Below are 1,143 nucleotides of genomic sequence, written 5' to 3' on the forward strand. Positions count from 1 at the left end.
CAGGTCCGCTGGGTGTCCTGCAACATCTACTCCACCCAGGACCACGCCGCCGCCGCGATCGCCGCCGCCGGCATCCCCGTCTTCGCCTGGAAAGGCGAAACCCTCGAAGAGTACTGGTGGTGCACCGAGCAGGCCCTGACCTGGCCCGACGCCGACGGCCCCAACATGATCCTCGACGACGGCGGCGACGCCACCCTCCTCGTCCACAAGGGCGTCGAATACCACAAGACCGGCCGCCTGCCCGAACCCTCCAACGAGGAACTCGCCGTCGTCCGCACCCTCCTGGAAAACACCACCCTGGACTGGACGACCCTCGCCGCCGGCATCCGCGGCGTCACCGAGGAAACCACCACCGGCGTCCACCGCCTCTACGAAATGCACCGCGACGGCACCCTGCTCTTCCCCGCCATCAACGTCAACGACGCCGTCACCAAATCCAAGTTCGACAACAAATACGGCTGCCGCCACTCCCTCATCGACGGCATCAACCGCGCCACCGACACCCTCATCGGCGGCAAGACCGCCGTCGTCTGCGGCTACGGCGACGTCGGCAAGGGCTCCGCCGAATCCCTCCGAGGCCAGGGCGCCCGCGTCATCATCACCGAGATCGACCCCATCTGCGCCCTCCAGGCCGCCATGGACGGCTACCAGGTCACCACCCTCGACGACGTCATCGAAACCGCCGACATCTTCATCACCACCACCGGCAACAAGGACATCATCATGGCGTCCGACATCGCCAAGATGAAGCACCAGGCCATCGTCGGCAACATCGGCCACTTCGACAACGAGATCGACATGGCCGGCCTCGCCGCCATCCCCGGCATCATCAAGGACGAGGTCAAGCCCCAGGTCCACACCTGGACCTTCCCCGACGGCAAAACCGTCATCGTCCTGTCCGAAGGCCGCCTCCTCAACCTCGGCAACGCCACCGGACACCCCTCCTTCGTCATGTCCAACTCCTTCGCCGACCAGACCCTCGCCCAGATCGAGCTCTACACCAAGCCCGAGCAGTACCCCACCGACGTCTACGTCCTCCCCAAACACCTCGACGAAAAGGTCGCCCGCCTCCACCTCGACGCCCTCGGCGTCAAACTCACCACCCTCCGCCCCGAACAAGCCACCTACATCGGCGTCCCCATC

Annotated in this window: 1 protein-coding gene; it reads left to right on the top strand. The window is 65.7% G+C overall.

Going from position 1 to position 1,143, the window contains the following annotated elements; translation table 11 throughout:
- The coding region (gene ahcY / locus ACFY7C_RS37565; protein ID WP_389660451.1) for an adenosylhomocysteinase at positions 1-1,143 on the top strand (1,143 nt) is incomplete at both ends.

It is taken from the genome of Streptomyces sp. NPDC012769, from assembly GCF_042901205.1.
In the GTDB taxonomy this organism is placed as follows: domain Bacteria; phylum Actinomycetota; class Actinomycetes; order Streptomycetales; family Streptomycetaceae; genus Streptomyces.